Source organism: Propionimicrobium lymphophilum DSM 4903 (assembly GCF_000423485.1).
GTDB lineage: Bacteria > Actinomycetota > Actinomycetes > Propionibacteriales > Propionibacteriaceae > Propionimicrobium > Propionimicrobium lymphophilum.
Genome location: NZ_KE384026.1, coordinates 90,176 through 108,226 on the forward strand (window position 1 = coordinate 90,176; position 18,051 = coordinate 108,226).

The 18,051-nt window shown below is 54.2% G+C and carries 12 protein-coding genes; 6 read left to right on the forward strand and 6 right to left on the reverse strand.

What is annotated here, in order from left to right; all coding sequences use genetic code 11:
• Positions 1-79: 79 nt before the first annotated feature.
• The 3 genes from dxr to G556_RS0107955 are packed head-to-tail and all read left to right on the forward strand — an operon-like array spanning position 80 to position 3,287.
• Positions 80-1,285 carry a 1-deoxy-D-xylulose-5-phosphate reductoisomerase gene (gene dxr / locus G556_RS0107945; protein WP_028822389.1) on the forward strand — a complete coding sequence of 402 codons (1,206 nt, stop codon included), beginning with the start codon at positions 80-82 and terminating at the stop codon, positions 1,283-1,285.
• 8 nt (positions 1,286-1,293) lie between these two features.
• Positions 1,294-2,439, forward strand: a complete 1,146-nt coding sequence (gene ispG / locus G556_RS0107950) for a flavodoxin-dependent (E)-4-hydroxy-3-methylbut-2-enyl-diphosphate synthase (protein WP_028822390.1) — start codon at positions 1,294-1,296, stop codon at positions 2,437-2,439.
• A complete protein-coding gene (locus G556_RS0107955) occupies positions 2,439-3,287 on the forward strand; it encodes a GNAT family N-acetyltransferase (protein WP_028822391.1) in 849 nt (282 codons plus the stop codon). Before ispG ends, G556_RS0107955 begins: the two co-directional genes overlap by 1 nt.
• Here G556_RS0107955 and modB read toward each other — a convergent pair.
• The 3 genes from modB to G556_RS0107970 form a co-directional block, all read right to left on the reverse strand.
• Positions 3,281-4,807 (reverse strand): molybdate ABC transporter permease subunit, encoded by a 1,527-nt coding sequence (modB, locus tag G556_RS0107960; RefSeq protein ID WP_028822392.1) that lies wholly within the window; start codon positions 4,805-4,807, stop codon positions 3,281-3,283. The genes G556_RS0107955 and modB overlap by 7 nt on opposite strands.
• A gap of 69 nt (positions 4,808-4,876) precedes the next feature.
• Positions 4,877-5,671: a molybdate ABC transporter substrate-binding protein gene (gene modA, locus G556_RS0107965; RefSeq protein ID WP_028822393.1), complete on the reverse strand. Its 795-nt coding sequence runs from the start codon at positions 5,669-5,671 to the stop codon at positions 4,877-4,879.
• Between the two features lie 44 nt (positions 5,672-5,715).
• Positions 5,716-6,093, reverse strand: a complete 378-nt coding sequence (locus G556_RS0107970) for a TOBE domain-containing protein (protein WP_028822394.1) — start codon at positions 6,091-6,093, stop codon at positions 5,716-5,718.
• A gap of 627 nt (positions 6,094-6,720) precedes the next feature.
• On the opposite strand from G556_RS0107970, the gene G556_RS0107975 reads away from it, so the two are divergent.
• Positions 6,721-7,059, forward strand: coding sequence for a hypothetical protein (locus tag G556_RS0107975; protein WP_028822395.1), 339 nt, complete (start codon positions 6,721-6,723; stop codon positions 7,057-7,059).
• Positions 7,060-7,368: 309 nt separating this feature from the next.
• On the opposite strand, the gene G556_RS11730 is transcribed toward G556_RS0107975, so the two are convergent.
• A complete protein-coding gene (locus G556_RS11730; RefSeq protein ID WP_051176800.1) occupies positions 7,369-9,810 on the reverse strand; it encodes a helix-turn-helix transcriptional regulator in 2,442 nt (813 codons plus the stop codon).
• Between the two features lie 176 nt (positions 9,811-9,986).
• The gene (locus G556_RS0107990; protein WP_028822396.1) at positions 9,987-11,276 is read right to left on the reverse strand and encodes an MFS transporter; all 1,290 of its coding nucleotides are present in this window, start codon (positions 11,274-11,276) and stop codon (positions 9,987-9,989) included.
• A 40-nt stretch (positions 11,277-11,316) separates the two neighbouring features.
• On the opposite strand from G556_RS0107990, the gene G556_RS10690 reads away from it, so the two are divergent.
• Complete coding sequence (locus G556_RS10690; protein WP_051176801.1) at positions 11,317-13,224, forward strand: M3 family metallopeptidase; 1,908 nt, start codon at positions 11,317-11,319, stop codon at positions 13,222-13,224.
• Here G556_RS10690 and G556_RS0108000 read toward each other — a convergent pair.
• Positions 13,221-16,010 (reverse strand): FAD-binding and (Fe-S)-binding domain-containing protein, encoded by a 2,790-nt coding sequence (locus tag G556_RS0108000; RefSeq protein ID WP_233418209.1) that lies wholly within the window; start codon positions 16,008-16,010, stop codon positions 13,221-13,223. The genes G556_RS10690 and G556_RS0108000 overlap by 4 nt on opposite strands.
• A gap of 166 nt (positions 16,011-16,176) precedes the next feature.
• Between G556_RS0108000 and G556_RS0108005 the strand changes: the two genes are divergently transcribed.
• The gene (locus tag G556_RS0108005; RefSeq protein ID WP_028822398.1) at positions 16,177-18,051 is read left to right on the forward strand and encodes an AMP-dependent synthetase/ligase; all 1,875 of its coding nucleotides are present in this window, start codon (positions 16,177-16,179) and stop codon (positions 18,049-18,051) included.

Below are 18,051 nucleotides of genomic sequence, written 5' to 3' on the forward strand. Positions count from 1 at the left end.
AGCGGTAGTCAATCTTAAGACCCACGCGAGCTAACACACGTTTCTGGGTTGGTGCGATAAAAGTGGCAGACTAGAGAATGTGCGAAGCGTAGTTCTTTTAGGTTCAACCGGCTCGATCGGCACCCAAACCCTCGAGGTAATTGGTGCTCGACGCTCAGAGTTCATGATCGACGGCCTTGCCGCGTATGGTTCTCAGCCAGAGTTGCTGGCCAAACAGGTTTATGAGTTCAGGCCGCAAAAAGTGGCGATCACCGATGAAAAGCGCGTCGGCGATTTTTGGGCCGCTTACGAAAACATCGGCATCGAAGAGGGACTCATCGAAGAGGAGCTTTATCGTCCAGAGGTGATCAGCGGTGAAAATTCCACTGATGAGTTAGCCGCGATGGACACCGATATCGTTTTGAACGCCGTCACCGGAGCGGCTGGGCTTACTGCCACGCTGGCCACTTTGAAGGCGGGCACAACTTTGGCTTTGGCTAACAAAGAGTCGCTGGTAATCGGCGGAAAACTAGTAACCGAGGCTGCGGCAGAGGGCCAGCTTGTCGCGGTTGATTCCGAGCACTCAGCTTTCGCGCAGTGCCTGCGAGGCGGCCGCAGCGAAGAGGTCAGCAAACTCATTCTTACCGCATCGGGCGGCCCATTTAGAGGTAAGACCCGAGATGAATTGAAGAATGTCTCGGTCGAGGAGGCAATGGCCCACCCCACCTGGAATATGGGCAGGGTGATCACCATCAATTCTTCGACCTTGGTCAACAAGGGTCTTGAACTCATCGAGGCGGCACTTCTATACGACGTCGACTTCGACCAAATCCAGGTCGTCGTGCACCCGCAGTCTATGGTGCACTCCGGGGTTGAGTTTAACGATGGGGCATTAATCTGCCAGGCGTCCCCGCCAGACATGAAGCTGCCTATCGGGTTGGCTCTGACTTGGCCCAACCGTATGCCCGAGGCGGCTCGACCCGTCGATTGGAGCAAGGCCCAAGAGTGGACCTTCGAACCTCTCGATAACGAAACATTTCCATCAGTGGAGCTGGCGCGTAAGGCGGGCAAAGCCTCTGGCAGCGCGCCCGCCGTCTATAACGCCGCCAACGAGGTGTGTGTGGACGCATTCTGCGAAGGTAAAATAGGTTTTCTGGATATCTCAGACATCCTTGGAAAGGTTCTGGACGACCACCTGGCTAATGGGCACGTATCTGATGAAGACCTGAGTTTGGAAAGCGTCCTCGACGCAGATGCGTGGGCTAGAGGCCGCGCGAGCGAGATCATCGAGAGCGAAGGAAAGTAGAGGAACTGATGAGCGTTAATCTAGGCACACCATCTGCGAAGAAGCCGCCGGTTTTGTCTCCTCGCCGCGAGACCCGGAAGGTTAAGCTCGGCGACCTCTATGTCGGCGGCGACGCGCCCGTCACTGTGCAATCGATGACCAACACGCTGACTGCCGATATCAACTCGACTCTTCAACAAATCGCTCAATTAACCGCTGCGGGCTGCGACATCATTCGTGTTGCTTGCCCCAGCCAAGACGATGCAGATGCGCTTCCAGCAATTGCGGCCAAGTCTAAGATTCCCGTAATCGCCGACATTCACTTCCAACCCAGATACGTGTTCGCTGCAATCGAGGCAGGTTGTGCGGGTGTGCGCGTTAACCCCGGTAACATCAAGAAGTTCGACGACAAGATTTCCGAGATTGCGAAGGCCGCCAAAGATCATGGCACCAGCATCCGCATCGGAATCAACGCGGGTTCACTTGATAAGCGTCTGCTCGGGATGTACGAGAAGGATCCTGCCGGTGCGCTGGTGCAGTCCGCGCTGAACGAGGCCAGGCTCTTCGAGGACGTGGACTTCTTCGATTTCGCTATTTCGGTCAAGCACCACGACCCGGTGATTATGGTCGAGGCATATCGCAGGCTGTCTGAGGCTTGCAACTATCCTCTTCACCTCGGCGTCACCGAGGCGGGTCCCGCCTTCCAGGGCACTATCAAGTCTGCGGTAGCGTTCGGCGCGTTGCTCGCCGAAGGCGTCGGCGACACGATTCGCGTTTCGCTTTCTGAGCCTCCGGTCGAAGAGGTAAAGGTCGGCATCAAGATCCTCGAGATGCTAAATCTTCGTCCTCGCCAGTTCGAAATCGTTAGTTGCCCAAGCTGTGGGCGCGCCCAGGTGGACGTCTACGAGCTAGCTCGTCAAGTAAACGAGGGTTTGGGTCACTTGACCGTGCCGATTCGAGTCGCCGTGATGGGCTGCATTGTCAATGGCCCCGGCGAGGCTCGCGAAGCCGACCTAGGAGTTGCTTCCGGCAACGGTAAGGGTCAGATTTTCGTCAAGGGTAAGGTGATCCAGACTGTTCCCGAGGACGAAATCGTCGAAACTCTAATGGGTCACGCCTTGCGCATCGCCGAGACCATGGAGCAGAGCGGCCACCCCGAGGTAGTGATCAGCTAGTGCCGGATGGCCTGCACAGGCTTCGGCGCAGGGAAATCGGAGAGCTAGTCGAGCTGTTGGAGAAGAAGCCGATTGAGAACCTCTTTTTGCTTTCCAGGCTCGTCGACGGTGGTTTCAATATCGATCGATTGGGTTGTTGCCTTTACGGATACTGGTCGAACGGAAGGCTCATCGATGTCTGCCACGATGGCGTGAACATCGTTTTGGCCAGCGTTAACGATGAGCTAACCGATGAGGCAGTTGGTGGTTTTGTGCGGCGCGTGGGGCCAATTCGCAAGGCCAGCGCCATCATGGGCTCCAGCACAAACGTGGAGAAGTTCTTCCGCACGCTGGCTTCCGCTTGGCCCAGGGCTTGGGCTAGGCCTAGAGAGATTCGAGCTAGGCAGCCGTTACTGGCGATCGGTAACACTTCGTTGGCAACCGCAGACGAAAGGGTATGCCGGATAGGCCCGGAAAACTATCGGCCTTATTTCGAAGTTGCGGTAAAAATGTACACCGAGGAGCTGGGCATCTCTCCATTGGACGAGTTCAACAGCTATCAGTCCTATATCTCTAGGCTGATCAGGCAGGGGAGATCGTTCGGCGCTTGCGAGGATGGCGAGGTTTGGTTCAAAACTGATATCGGCTGCAGCTACAAGAGCTTTTGCCAGATTCAAGGCGTTTGGGTCGCTCCCGAGCTGCGTGGCAGAGGATTGGGCGTCGGTGCGCTAGCTAAGGTAATTGAGCTATGCGCGCTCGATTACGACGTCGTGTCGCTCTACGTCAACGATTACAACACTTCAGCCAGGAGACTCTACGAAAAGGTGGGGTTCCAGGAGTTCGGTTGCCTGGGCACTATCCTCTACTGAGACTCCTCTTTAGCCACCCTTCCGTGGCGAATCAGGATCTTATTGCTTGCTAGCCTGTCCGCGTCTTCTACATCGTGAGTCACAAGGACAGCGGTGAACGGGGACGCCTCAAGCCGCGCGGCAAGGTCTTCCCGCACAGCGTCCGCCGATCTTTCGTCTAGGCCTGCCATCGGCTCGTCGAGCAGAACGATGTCTGGGTCAATCGCCATGGCCCTGGCAATGGCAACCCGCTGAGCTTGACCACCGGAGAGTTGGCTAGGCCGCCTGTTCGCCATCGCGGTTAGGCCGACGCTTGCCAATTCGGCCTTTGCCCTGGTCTTCACGGTTTCGCGAGGTAAGCCTCGTGCCCTAAGCCCGAATTCGACATTGCTTTGCACGCTCATGTGTGGGAAGAGTAGGGGTTTTTGCTGAAGCAAAACAATCTGCGGGTTTGGGGGATCGAATTGAACCGATCCGTAGATAGGTTCTAGCGTCTGCGAAATCAAACCAAGTAGCGTCGACTTTCCAGATCCGTTGGGGCCCATTACAGAGGTCAAAACCCCTCCCGGGATGTTTGTGGTTAGGTGGACGCCCCTGTCCGCAACAGCAGCATCGACGTGTATCGATGTGCATGCTGATGGCCTCGCGCTGGTTGGCTTTGCTATCTGGATTGGTGTCGTGTCGGGCTGCTCGATGAGCTCAGCCTTCCTGTTTTTAGCTTTATTTTTTGCTTTCAACTGAGATTGGGTTTTAGCGCCTGGCAGAAGCGAAGCGACAAGATTTCCGCCGTATAGTACGATAATTGCGGCAATGATCAACACAACCGCAAGCGCCAGTGCTTCGTCTTGAGAAGACTGTCTTTGCAGATAGATAGCAAGGGGCATCGTCTGTGTCGAGCCCTGCAAAGATCCGGCGAAGGTGATTGTGGCACCAAACTCGCCCAGGGCCCTGGAGATGCACATGCATCCGGCGTTGATGATCGCGGGCAGCATGACCGGAACGGTAACTTCGAAGAAAGTCCTGCTGCGGCTGGCGCCTAGCGATCTTGCGGTCTCGTCGTATTCGATTCCAGAAGAGCGGATGGCGCCTTCTAGAGAAGAAATTAGAAAGGGCATCGCCACGAATGTTTGAGCCATGACTACGGCGATCGTGGAGAAGCCGATCTCGATGCCAAGCACACTCAGGTGTTCGCCAATAAGGCCCCGACGCCCCCAGGTCAGCAGCAGCGCCAAACCTGCAACGACTGGCGGCAGCATCATCGGAAGCGTGACGACGGTCCGTATCAGCCGGGCCCACCACGTATCTGGCAGATGCGCCAATACGAAGGCGAGGGGAACTCCAACCACGAGTGAGATCAAGAGCGTTATGGCGCAAGTTTTTGCCGAAAGAACGAGAGCATCAATGCTGACGTCTGTGGCTATCAGATCGAAAAAGTTAGTCCAGGGAGTCCTGATTACGATCGTGACTAATGGGATGAGCAGAAATGCTGCAGCGATAGTTCCCGGCACCAACAACCAGGGCGCATATTTGGCTTTCTTCATTTCTCTTACTTAAAAATGCCCAGGTGCCTCGGTAGTTAACCTCAGCAGCCGGGCGTTGTTTTTTGCTTATTAATTGCTGGTCGGGGGAGTGAAGCCGTACTTAGCCAGAATCTTCTGGCCGGCCTCGGAAAGAACGGCGTCCATGAAGGCCTGAGCGCCATCCTTGTTGGATGCGTTCTTTACCACTGCGATGCGGTAATCGTTGACCACCTTGTCGGCGCCAGGAATCTCGATGACCTGAACCTTGTCGCCGGCGTTCATGGCGTCGGTCTTGTAGATCAGGCCGACGTCACCTTCACCCGTGGTGATCTTTGCTTGGACATCCTTGACGTTCTGCTCCTCAGAGACCGGGTTAAGCTCGACGCCGTTCTGCTCAGCAAGCTTCTTGGTTGCGTTGCCGCAGGGCACGTCAGGGGCGCAGATGACCAGCTTTTTGCCGGCCAGCCTGCCAGTGGTGAACTCCTTAACATCGGCCGGGTTGTCGGCGGGGGTAACCATAACCAGGGTGTTGGTCGCGTAGGACTGGTCTGCTTCCACGTCACCGTTGTCGGTGGCCTTGGTCATGCTCTTTTGGTCCGCGGTTAGCAGAATATCTGCTGGCTGGCCCTCATGAATGCCGTTGACGAGGTTCTGTGAACCGTCGAAGTTGAAAGTTACCTCGGTGTCGGGGTGCTCCTTGAGGAATACTTCTTCGTTAAGTTCTTGTAGCGCGTCGCGCAGGGATGCTGCTGCGAAAACGGTCACGGAACCTAGGTTTTCGCTTGTGGAGGCACTCTCGCTCGTTTTGGTGTTCTCGCCGTTTGAGCAGGAAGCCAGTGTCATGCTCAGTAACAAGGCGCTAATTAGAGCTAGCAAACGCTTCATTGTTCACCTTCTCTGTTGTCTAGCTAGCGCCTTTTAAGCACAAGCTATTTAACGATGGATACGTTCGTGGCCTTGATCTGGGCGTTGGCGATCACGCCTGGTTCTAGTCCCAGATCTTTAACGGCCTCTGTGCTGATGAGCGATACGACTCTGAAGGGGCCACACTGCATAACTACCTGGCTCATCACGGTGTCGCTCTTTACCTCGATGATTAGGCCTTTGAGCATGTTCCTCGTCGAAACATCGTGAGATCCGGAAAGCTGGTGTTCCTGGGACAGATAGTTCGCCAAGGAGACACCGGTCACCTTTCGAGGTGACGACCCCTCAACGGCCTCTATTCTTCCGTCCTCCAACCAGCGGCGGACGGTGTCGTCGGAAACTCCAAGAAGTGCTGCAACTTCAGAGATCCTGTAACTCATCATTTTCTGATCCTATCTAGTAATAGGGAAAATTTTCTACTTTTTCCCTCGTGTGCGTTTTAAGTTGGCTAAAAACTTCTGTTTTAAGATTTTCTAAGCGGCCAGTTTTGATTGCGCTTAAAGCTCGAAGAAACATCATTGCTGAGCCGACAAAAATAGTTTACCTAACAGGTGACAAAGTTTCTTTGCGCGGTTTTCTTGCCTGCTATGGGGCTTAATGCGCTTTAGATGGGCAAGGGTTCTCCTAGCTGGAAACCTCACTTCTCTATTCGCTTAAGGGGCGTGAAAAGGGTTAAGCGGTGGGCATGGGGGTAAACATTCCGATAACAAGCCTCTGCAGGGTGATGGATCGCTTCCGAATTTTTAGCATTTAGCATCAAAAAATAGCTGGTGGAGAAGTTGATGGACTTCAGCGTGACGTAGTAGTCGGTCCGGTGATTATTCGTCCTGGCTTAATTTATTATTTCCGTGAAACAGCAGCTAATAATTCAACGGAAATGAAGGATTATGATTGGTCTCTATCTTGTGCCATGGATGACACAAGGAAGAACGTTCTGCTGAAGCTTACTCACGAAAATGGGATTTTGCAGGAATCGATAATAATATCCGAACCCTGCAACTGGTCAGGCAATGACCTGCACTTTCGTCAACAAGCCCAAGCCCACGCTGACTCTTAAGAAGGAAGTCGTTCCGGGCATCAATGGTTTGGACGGACTGTACGAACGAGCTAAGCCAGAAAATTTTCAGCTGATCGCTCTCCAGCAGGACAAGGCTGTTAAAGTCCTGAACGCCAAGCCCGAGGCTGGTAAGGATTTGATCAGCGCAACGGTCAAACCTGGAGACTATATCTCTCCCAGGCCTCTGATGAGAAGTTTGTTTCGTATGCGCAAAAAGGCGGCTGGCAAGAGGTCGACAGAACAAAGCCGGGTAGCGTTCAGCCGGGGGAGCATGCGGTCTATCGCATCGTGAACTCCGCGTCCCCTACAAGTAGAACTTCTGCTTATCGGCGGAATAAGTAACACCGTGCTCGTTGTCCTCGCCCTACTCGGCTTGGGCACGACAACAATCGTGCTCGGCAGAAGGCGACAGCGACTCGCGACTAAATAATCACGCGATATTCAACAAGAATGGGTTAGTCATGAAAAGCTAAAAAGGCACTCGCGATTATCACCGCGAGCTGCCAAACCTGGTATACGTGTTCGTCAAGCTAAACAAGGTTCCCGTTATAAACAAGAAAAAGACGAGGAAGTTCAGGACGAAAAATCTGAAGGGAGACCCCTAGATCATTCCTAGCCTCTTGCCCTCGGCAACAGCCTGAACCCTGCCACTGACGTTAAGGCGCTTATAAATTCCGCGACAAGTAGACTTAACAGTCTCCCTGCTGATGAACAATGTCTCAGCGATTTTCGGCTGGTTCATTCCGGTCGCCAACAGGCGCAGGATCTCCAGCTGACGTGGGGTCAGAACCGGTCGTTTAACAGGAACAACCTCTTCCAGGCTGCCCGAACCGATGATCTCGCTCGGATCTAATCTGTCGACGATGGCTCTTCTTGCGCTAATAGGGAAGGTCGGAACGAGCTCTGGTATGTCGGACCATTTAACAATGTCCAATGTTGAACTGATTTCGGAAGCGGGACGGCCCAAAATCTCTAAGCACGAAATTTTTACCGTGTAGCAGATGATTCTCCACAAAATCGGAAGCGCAGGAACATCCAAAATCTTGTTCGTCTCTTCCAAAGCCCTGGTCACCTCGCCATTAGCCAGACGCAGCCTTGCCCCGAGAATCTCCCGACAATATTCCGGATACCAAGCGTTAGTCAGCAACTCGGCTCCCTCATTGGGTTTACCTTCGTTGGCGTAAAGCAGAATCAGAATGCTGCGCAGGCTCCACCACTGCCATTTAGGAATATCTAGCCAGGAGACATGGTCGAGAATTCCTTTGGCATAAGAAATTGCCGTCGATCGAGAAGTTTCTGCTGCCCTGAATAAAGTCAACAACGTGGCTCGATATGGAGAATAAGATTCGTGCAGATCCTGTATTTGAAAATCAGCAAGCCGAGATTTTAATTTTCGCATTCGGATGTGCATCAACGCGATTTCATAAATCTCGTCAGCCTGCTTGTTTAGCCCACTCCAGTTGGACTCAAATTCCTCAAGGTATTCAACACCCTGAGGAACGTTAAGATTATAAGTTTCGACTAGGGCGGCGCGGGCGAGCATGTTAGCCCGCAGATTCCTAAAATTACTTATGAAATCTGGGTATGTCTTGTAAAGAAGATTGTTGATGCGCACTAATTCTGTGATTTCTCGGTACATTCCTGAAATCAACCCAGCGTCGATTATTCCGTTTATAACTTCGACGAGCAGAGCAATATCATTTTCGGAATACTGCTCAAATTTATCGGCCTCGTTGACCAGCTCTGAGAACCTCTTCACGTAATGCTTGATCCGGGACCGGGTGAAGTCTACGGTAATAGCCTTGGCTGGCTTGTCGTATAAGACGATGTTCTCTACCAACTCGTTAACGAGGGTGCCCTTGGGGTGTTGCCCCGAATGCGGAAGCAAATATTTCAGTTTCGCCCGGACGCCTCCGGCCCAATATCTAAACTTCGAATCCCCTAGACGCAAGTAATCATTCGCTACGCAAAGCGACTTCAAGTCCAGTGGAGGATAGCTGGGAAACGTGCAGGCGAAAAGTTTTCGCTGCTCGTCAGAGAGCAGACTCAACCAAGCCATGCGGTATTTGAGAACCGAATCCAGCTTTTCCCAGGCGCTCAACCAGGCCAACATTCTGATCTGATCGACGACCATCGTGTTGTTCATCTGAAAGATCTTTTCGATCAGATTCTTTCGATAGGCCGGGTTGTGCCCTGGTTCTTCGTTTTCGATGAAGCGGTGAAGCTGAACAGAAAGAGCGTAAGGAATGAATCTACGATTTCTGTTCACCGTAATCAGGAAGGAAAAGTTGTCTACATCCGAGACATTCAGCCCAGACAATTCTTCGTATGCGCTGTTGGACAAACTGGGGGCCCATGTGAAGGGCTCGATCGCTTTTAAATCGTAGTTAGCGAAAATCCTCCTCGCCCAGTCAAGGCTGATTTCATCAAACTCTTTAGTCCAGTACGAAAAATGATCTTCTGAGAGGGCAGCGACCAGGCCGGCAGCGCCGCCGGTGGTCTCCATCCGGATGGAAACGTTTGTGCTGGTGACTTTGTCAAAAACCTGTGATAGTTCTTCATCTGTCAGCCGCATTTGGCTCGAGAGGAAGATCGAATCTGCGTCGGTGCGGATAATCGACGGCAGTTCTTCAGTGTCCGACTCGATTACAATCGCGCTGTTGTGGTCTTTCCGAAAAAACAATATGGGATGGAGCCTGGACCAGAGTTCTTCTAGCTCCGTTTGGGTTCCGGATATGCCAACGACTACAGCGCCCTCAGCCTTAGCTAGGCCCTCGGGAATCGGATCGCCCGGTGCGAGGTTGCAGGAAAAAAGTTCGTGATCGCAAAATGAGCCCAGGCAGTGTGTAGCTATTTCAAAAGGCAAAAATTCTCTACTGCAGTTAATTACTGCTAGTCGGCCATGAAGAAATTCCTTGGTGATCCTCGGTCTAATTGCCTCTAAGACTTTCGTTTTCCCGACAGGAGGATATTCTTCGGTCGCCGGCCAGCGTGACGGAAGTGGGGCGTCTTTGAGGTAGGGATCCTCAAAATAAACATCCATCGATCAGTCCTTTTTCTAGCTATAGACTGAATGTTAGCGCAGGCGGAGGCGTCAATGGGGCGATTGGCTAGCCGTTTTACAGATGATTCCTTATTTGGAGAAATGCCCTAGTAGGTATTGAACGAGCACGGGCGAAAAAGATATCTTAAAGATGTTATTTTCAGTTCGTGTGTTCATTATTTTTTGGGGATAGCGGTGATATGAATCGCTCCGATGAATCTGCGGATAACCGCCTTTAAGTTGTTCTCCTCTGCAATTCTGTGATTTCCTACTATCAGATCAATTAGGGTAACCAAGAACGCCGAGCCTACAAGAGCAGCCGCTGCCGCAAAAACCCAGAAGAACTGGCTGTCTCCGGCGGCGACTGTGGCGACGATACCGAGGACGAAAGAGCCAATCCCTGTTCCCGAATCGAACGAGGCATTCCAGATAGCGGAGGCGACTTCGTTCCTGTCTTTAGAAAGCCTGCCGAACATTAGGAGAAGAGCCTCGTTTTGCACCACACCAAACCCGGCTCCGTAGCAGACCAGCGCGGCGAAGATCAGCCAGCCGCTGATGTTCGTGACCAGAATTATGGCAACGCCTCCGATGCCGATAGTCGCCAGTAGGCCAGCCCAAACGATGAGCCTTCCTGCTCCCTTGGCGTCTGCGAACACTCCAGCACAGTATCGGCAGATCATCTGTGCCAAACCAACGACTGATAGGCCAAGCCCAGCAATTAATGCCGCATGATCGATTCCAAGGTCTATGACTGCAGGGGCCAGGAACGTCGAAATGCCGCCGAAACCCATTGCGGTGAAACACATTGCCGCGGCGGGGACGGCAACTAGCTTCCATGTCGACACTCTTGTTTCGGATAGCCTCGTGCTCGACTTTCTGGCCGGTTCTACGTGCGGGATTCTGGTGGCAAATATCGTGCCCGCGATGCCAACGACTGTTGCGATGATGTAAACCGGCGTGTAGCTGCCCAGGGTGGAAGCCAACACCAAGCCGAGCGGCAGCATAAGCAGTTCTCCCAAGCCCACCATAGCGCCGAGCGTGCCCGACGCCCTGCCAAGTAGTTTGAGAGGCGCAAGCGAAGCGATCAGCGCCGACTCACAGACACAAAGAGTTCCGAAACCGACCCCGCGGAGGGTAGCTACCAAGAACACGATGGGCGCAGATATGCTGAAAATGTGGAGAAGGCTGGGCAGGCCGAGTAAAACCCCCGAAAAAGCCATTGTTGGCACGTAGCCGAATCGTCTGATCAATCTCGGTGTTTGGGTTTGAGAGATCACCGTTACGCCCATAAACACACCGGTCGAGGCGCCTGCTAGCCCGGCCGAACCGCCGCCGTCCAAGATTGCCTTCGGTATCACAGGAAGAAGCAGCGCCCAGCAACCAAAAGCGGCAAAAACAGCCACCATGACGTTCGCGAAACCCGGGTAACTCCAGACACTTCTCTGCTCAGACTTCTGCTCACTCACAGGCCCAATGATAGTTGTCAATGGGGCTAGGGTTTAATGCGTGAACAGTAAGCTTGTATTTCCGCGCTTCGGCCGCTCAGCCAAAGAATTCGCGACAGACTTCGATCGGGCCATGGCCAACGAGCTATCGGCAATCGATGAGATAGTAGCTAACGATCGGCCCACCGTCGAGAATACGATCGTGGTTTGGGAAAAGGCCGCTGAGGAGTTGAGTGAGTTACTCGCCCTGCTTGAGACGGTCATGAGTTCCGACACCACGGACGAACTGGATGCCCTTAACGAAAAATATGCCCCGCTATTCGCGGCTCACTCCGATGAGATCTATCAAAACCGCGCTCTGTACGAGAAAATAGAGGCTCTTTCGAAGACCGATCTGGACGACCAAGACAGGCACTGGGTGGAATTAACCCTGAAAGACTTCCGTCGCTCCGGAGTGCAGCTTTCCGACGAGGACCAACAGCGTCTGCGCGAACTGAACTCAAAACTGGCGGCGAACTGTGCCAAGTGGGATCAGCTAGTGGTGGCGGGCAGGAATGAGTCCAGCGTCGAGGTGGCTGGAAAGACCGTAGAGCTTATCAACACGACAGGTCAGCCGATTCTCGCCGAACTCGACGACCGTGAAGACCGCGAACACATCTTCAAGGCTTCAACCGCACGCGGTAAAACTGGTGAATCCGACGTTCGAGAACTGATCATCGAAACGGCCAAGCTGCTTTTGGAGAGAGCCAAACTGCTGGGATTCAGAAACCACGCCGAATACGTGGCCGACGAGGGCACGGCTGCCACGGTTGAAGCGTTGACCGAGGTCCTACAGGCAGTTCGCGATCAAGCGATACCGGCGGCAGAAAGAGATTCCAAGGCCTACCAAAATGAGTTCGAAAAGCTGTTTCCTGGCGAAAAATTCGAGGCGTGGGACTGGCAGTGGATGGCGGAAAAGCAGCGTCGACACTACGCCGTATCTGATGAAATTCTGAAGCCGTACCTCGAATTCGAGCGCCTGCTTAACGACGGAATTTTCGCCCAGGCGAACGAACTCTACGGCCTAACCTTCAAGCAGATAGAACAGGAGGGCTACGTCGAAGATGCCCGTGTCTACGAGGTCCACGATGAAGATGGGCTTCTAGGCGGGATAATTGTCGACCCATACGCCAGGCCAAGCAAACAGGGCGGGGCGTGGATGAACGACCTAGTCGTGAGAAGCGAACTCAGTGACAAGCTGCCAGTAGTCACGCTCAACTGCAACTACGTAAAGCCCGAACCTGGCAAACCAACATTGATGACTTGGGACGACGTGATCACCATCTTCCACGAGTTCGGCCACTGTCTAAACGGGCTCTTTTCTGAGGCACGATATCCTAGCCTCGCTGGAGCGAACGGGCCACGAGACTACGTGGAATTCCCCAGCCAGGTGAACGAGCACTGGGCATGGGAGCCAACGCTCATCGAAAGATACGCAAAGCACTGGCAAAGTGGCGCTCAATTGCCTCAAGAGCTGATCCAAAAGCTGATCGACGGCGCAAAATTCGATCAGGCTTATGCCGACACCGAGCTAGTAGCATCGATGCTTCTCGATCAGGCCTGGCACACCGCAGCGGCAGATGAACTGCCGAGCAACCCAGCCGAGGTGGACGCATTCGAGGCGAAAGCACTCAAAGCGGCGGGAGTGGACTTCCCACTCATTCCACCGCGATACCGCAGCTGCTACTTCAGCCACATTTGGGGCGGGGGATACGCCGCGGCCTACTACGGCTACATGTGGTCGGAACTACTGGACGCAGACGCCTGCGCGTGGTTCGACGAAAACGGCGGATTGAGGCGCGAAAACGGCGAAAAATTCCGCCGACAGATTCTGGCCGTGGGAGATTCCGTGCCGCTGATCGACAACTACGCAAAGTTCCGCGGCAAGCCCTACGACGTCAAATACCTGCTAGAACGTCACGACTCCTAGGAGTGCCTGGCAAGAAGCTGCGCAAGCGTCACGGCATCGCTATCTGTGAGGTCCGTGACCTGCTTGCGGCAGCTGAAGCCATCGCTTAGCACTACGGCACCCGGATGAGCCTTAATTGCCGGCAGTAGATCGTGCTCTGCAACCTTTACCGAAACCTCGTAGTGTCCCTTTTCGACGCCGAAATTGCCCGCTAGCCCGCAGCAGCCTGCAAGCTTCGTGACTTTTGCTCCGGTCCGTTCCAGGACCTTCGCGTCTGCCTGCCAACCGAGCACCGAACTGTGGTGGCAGTGGGGCTGTGCGATCACTTCGTGGCCCGAAAGGTCCGGCGCCTGCCAATCATCGGTGGCCACCAGTAGTTCTGCCAACGTTGTGATGCTCGAAGCTACAGTGTCGACTCGGTTGTCGCTTGGAAGAAGCTCGGGCGCGTCGCTTCGCCAAACCGCCATGCAGCTAGGCTCCATGCCCACGATCGGGGTGCCGGCTTCGGCGATCGGGGTGAGGACGTCCAGCGCGTGCCTGAGCTGGCGGCGGGCACCGTCGAGCTGGCCGGTGGTGATCCAGGTCAGGCCGCAGCAGGCGGACTCGGCGATGACCTGGGGGTCGTAGCCCGCGTCGATCAAGACCAGCAGTAGGGCCGCCAGCTGACCGCCCGCGAAGGCGTCGGTGAACGAATCGACCCAGATAGCAACCTTGCCGTGTGGCGCCGAGCCGTTGCGAGCCTGGGTCTTGCGCGCTGACTTGCCGGAACGGAAGCGGGGCAGTGGCCTGCGTTGATCTACGCCGGCAACCGCGCGAATCACATGCTTGAGGCCGGGGGTCTGCAGGAAAAAGTTTCCTAGCCAACCGATCCGCAGGCTGGTGACCAGACGTCCCCACCTGGGCAGCCAACCCAACGAGTAATGATTTATCGGCCTGATTCTGCCGCTGAAGGCCTCGTTCAAAACGTTCGACTTGTACCAAGCCATATCTACGCCGGTCGGGCAATCGCGTCTACACCCCTTGCAAGCGAGGCAATATTCAAGCGCCTCACGAACCTCCGGCGAGCGCCAGCCCTCGCTGATCAAGTTGCCATTGATCATCTCTTGAAGAACACGTGATCTGCCCCTGGTCGAGTCTTTTTCGTCTCCAGTGGCCTGGAAACTGGGGCACATAACGCCGCCACCGGCAGTAGTATTCGCCAGACATTTTCCGACTCCAGTGCAACGATGTACATCTGCAGCGAATTGAGGATGCTTTACCTTAAGCGCCGACTTGCGGGACTGGAAAGCCCTGATGTCGTCGGATACCGAAACCGGATTCACCAAAATACCAGGGTTGAGAAGATTCTTCGGGTCAAAGAAATTCTTGATTTGGCCGAAAAGCTCAATCGCCTTAGACGAGTAAGTTTTGGCTAGCAGCTCGCTGCGCGCCCGGCCGTCGCCGTGCTCGCCGCTGACGGAGCCGCCGTAACCTGCAACAAGTTCCGCCGCTGCCATTACGAAATTTTTATAACGCTGGGGCCCGTCGGCGTCCTCTAAAGGAAAGTCGATTCTGCAGTGCACGCAACCGTCACCAAAGTGTCCGTATGGCAGGCCGTGCAGGTCGAATTTGGCGAGAAGCTTTTCGAAGTCGCGGAGGTAATCGCCGAGTTTTGCTGGCGGCACGGCGGAGTCTTCCCAGCCTGCGTATGCTGGGCGCTCTAGGGCTACACCAGCAAGTCCTGCAGCATCCGACCTGATGCCCCAGAGCCTGGCTGCTGCGGAGGGATCCGCTACGACCCAACCTTCGGTGCAATTCGAGTCTTCAACCATCGAATGCGCTCTCGCAGAAATTTCTTCGGCGTCGTCGCCCACAAGCTCGATGAATATCCAGGCATCTCCGCTGGGCAGTTCGGGCACCGCGTGCGAGCCGATGCGCTCGGCGACCAAATTGGAAAGTCTGCGGTCCATGCCTTCACAGGCAGTAGGGGAATACTTCAGCAGAATTGGCATATCGTCGGCTGCCTGCGGCATCGTCGGATAGCCAAGCGCAATAGTAGTCTTTAGGGGTGCATCCTTGACGAGCCTTACCTTCGCCTTGGTGACGACGCCAAGCGTACCCTCCGTGCCCGCGAAAAATCCGGCCACATTGAACCCGTTCTCGGGCAGTAGATGTTCGAGGCTGTAACCGGAAACCTGCCGGCTAAATGCCCCGAATTCGGTGCGGATGGTTCCAAGGTTGGAGTTGACAAAATTGCGAAGCGGTTTGTCGCTCATGCCCTTTATGCCGTCTCGCGTGAGAGTAATCAGCTCTCCGGTACCTGTGAGCACTTCGAGTTCGACGACGTTGTCAGAAGTTCGACCGTAGCCCAGCGCACGCGGTCCGCAGGCGTTGTTCCCGATCATGCCGCCGATTGTGCATCGATTTGCAGTCGAAGGATCCGGGCCGAACCTCAATCCGTAAGGCTTTGCTGCCTCCTGCAACGCAGACTGAACAACCCCAGGCTCTATGGTTGCCGTCTGCTCTTGCGGGTTTATTTCAATGATTTTGTTCAGATGCTTGCGCATATCTATTACAAGACCACTGCCGACGGCGTTACCCGCGCAAGAAGTGCCAGCGCCACGCGCAGTGATAGGCAGTTTTTCCTTCAGCGCGGCTCGAACCAGGTCAATGAGCTCGGACCTGGTTTTCGGGGTAGCCACCACCTTCGGAACAACCCTATAAATAGACGAGTCGGACGAATAGATCGCCTTTGTCAAGGAGGATTCATCTAGGCAGGTGAAATTACCCAACAGTGGTTGGCTTGGGGCTTTCTTTGTGGCAAACATCGCCTCCAGTCTGCCACTAAGCGAGCCGAATGTGGCGCTGTGCCCACTTGTCGACGAAACCAACCAAACATCTATTCGGAAAATTGGGCGTTTAGATAGCACTTGCTTTGGTGTTATCTCCTAATGTGGAAGAGTACTTTTGCTATCTGAAACGGAAAGAATCTAAATGAGCAGCGACGTTTCGCAAGCAGTCAAATACTTAGACAGCAAGGCAGCACCCAGCTATCCGGCGATGTTCCGCAGACGGGTTATCGAATGCCCAGACCGTATTGCCTACTATGTTCCGCCGAAAATTGACGGCGAGTCATGGCAGGAGATCACCTGGTTCCAAGCACAAAAACAAGTGGACAGGTTATCGGCTGGTCTGATCAGTCTTGGCATCCGCAAGGAGGAGCGGGTCGCCATCATCAGTTCCACACGCATTGAATGGGTGTTCGCCGATTTAGCGATTGCCTGCGCGGGGGCAGCGACCACCACGGTTTACCCAAATACGCACAACGACGAGGAAGTCCACATTTTGACTGACTCGACAACGAAGATTGCGATCGTCGAGAATTCCTCGCAGCTGGAAAAGATAACCAAGCACGAGAACCTCGTCGATCAGATCGAGCATATTGTCTTGATAGACGACGACCGCCAAGACAAGTCCGAAGACTTCGTTCTGACCTGGCAGCAGCTTTTGGAAGCTGGCGACCAGCTGCTGAAGGAAGACCCAAGTTGCGTCGATCGCGCGATCGAGACGATCAAACCTTCGGATCTGTCCACGCTGATCTACACCTCGGGCACCACGGGCACCCCCAAGGGCGTGGAGCTGGTCAACAGGAACTGGACCCACGAAGGTGAAGCGCTGCAGCACATGGTTAGCCACCTGGTGACCCACGAGGACAATCTCTACCTTTGGCTGCCGCTATCCCATGTTTTCGGCCGCGACCTGATCGCGTTGCACATTGCCGTCGGAATGCGCTGCTCGGTGGATGGGCGTGTAAACCACATCATGTCCGGAATGCAGCAGGTTCACCCCACGATCATGGTAGGCGTGCCGAGGATTTTTGAGAAGATTCGTTCCGCCGTCATCACGATTTATCCGGCTAAATCTCTCAAGGGGCATATCTCCCGGTGGGCTTTTGCTACCGGCAGGGACGCTTTGAAGATCAGGATGGCTGGCAAGAAGCTCTCCTTGTGGATGAGATTTAAGTATTCGCTGGCTGACAAGCTCGTCTTTTCGAAGCTTCGCGAGAAAATGGGCGGAAAGATGCGGTTCATGATTTCTGGTTCCGCGAAGCTTTCCCGACAGGTTCAGGAATGGTTCTACTGGGCTGGCTTACCCCTAATCGAAGGCTATGGGGCAACCGAAACTTCGGCTGTCGCGTTCTTGAATCTTCCAGATGAACCCGTACTGGGCAGTATAGGCAAGGCAGTTCCTGGTTTGGATGTGAAGTTTGGCGAGGAGAACGAGATTCTGCTGCGCGGCCCGATAATCGCTCGTGGCTACCACAATATGCCAGAGGAGACTGCGGAGGTCTTTAAAGATGGTTGGTACCACACCGGGGATATTGGTCGCATGGACGAGGATGGCAACATTTTCATCACCGATCGCAAGAAGGACCTGTTCAAGACTTCGAATGGCAAATTCGCTGCCCCGCAGAAGATCGAGAACGCGATCATGGCCAACACTCCCTACGTCAACCAGGCGATCGCCATCGGCGAGGGAAGAAAGTTCTGCTCGGCAATCGTGACGCTTGATCGGCCTGCGCTCGAGCTCTGGGCGAAGAGGCGTGGGCACGAAAACCTGTCGTATGCGGAACTGACCCAGCTTCCCGAGATAAAGAAGTCGATAGACCGGTTTATTCGAAAGGCGAACTCTTATCTCGAGAACTGGGAGCAGGTTAAGCGCTACACGATCCTGGATCACGAGCTGACCCAAGAAAATGGCGATCTGACACCTAGCCTGAAGGTGCGTCGAAACAAGGTTTACGAAAAGTACGCCGACCAGATCGACGCCATGTACGAAGAAGCCTCCAGATCGGACCTGACGGTTTAA